At 70.1% G+C, this 949-nt stretch carries 1 protein-coding gene; it reads left to right on the top strand.

The features are described 5' to 3' along the window. Nucleotides 1-47: 47 nt before the first annotated feature. Entirely contained in the window at nt 48-923 is an 876-nt protein-coding gene (locus E1283_RS36565) for a carbohydrate ABC transporter permease (protein WP_132822435.1), read from the top strand. Nucleotides 924-949 lie beyond the last annotated feature (26 nt).

Genomic DNA, 949 nt, shown 5'->3' with positions numbered 1-949 from the left:
CCACCGCCCCGGCCGCCCGCGACGGCGCCGCGCGCCCCGCCACCGCGATCCGGCTGCGCCCGCGCCGGCACAGCCGCGACCGGCCCAGGCGCAGCCTGCTGCTCACCCTGCTGACCGGCCTGGTGCTGCTCTACACGCTCGTGCCGCTGGCCTGGCTGCTGATCAACGCCACCAAGACCCAGGCCGGACTCTTCGACTCCTTCGGCCTGTGGTTCGACGGCGACTTCGCGCTGTTCGGCAACATCGCCGACACCTTCACCTACGACGACGGCGTCTTCACGCGCTGGCTGCTGAACACCCTGCTCTACGTGGTGCTCGGCGCGGGCGGCGCGACCTTCCTCGCCGTGCTCGGCGGCTACGCCCTCGCCAAGCACGACTTCCCGGGCAAGCGCGGCGTGTTCGCCGTCATCATCGGCGCCGTCGCCGTGCCCGGCACGGCGCTCGCCGTCCCCACCTTCCTGATGTTCAGCGAGATGGGGCTCACCAACACCCCCTGGGCCGTGATCATCCCCTCCCTGATCTCGCCCTTCGGTCTCTATCTGATGTGGGTCTTCGCCTCCGAGGCCATCCCCGGCGAGCTGATGGAGGCGGCCAGGATCGACGGCGCGGGCGAGGTGCGCACCTTCTTCCAGGTGGCGCTGCCGCTGCTGGCCCCCGGCATCGTCACCGTGCTGCTCTTCACCATGGTCGCGACCTGGAACAACTACTTCCTGCCGCTGATCATGATCAAGGACCCGGACTGGTACCCGCTGACCGTCGGCCTCAACTCCTGGAACGCCCAGGCGATCACGGCCGGCGGCGAGGTCATCTACAACCTGGTGATCACCGGCTCACTGCTCACCATCCTCCCGCTGATCGTCGCCTTCCTCCTGCTCCAGCGCTACTGGCAGTCCGGCCTCGCCGCCGGCAGCGTCAAGGAGTGACCCCCGGGGCGCTCGCCCCGCCCCTC

Origin of the sequence: Streptomyces hainanensis (assembly GCF_004348415.1) — a bacterium.
Classification (GTDB): domain Bacteria; phylum Actinomycetota; class Actinomycetes; order Streptomycetales; family Streptomycetaceae; genus Streptomyces; species Streptomyces hainanensis.
The sequence above is the reverse complement of the archived record's forward strand: the minus strand, read 5'-3'. Positions and strand labels throughout refer to the sequence as shown.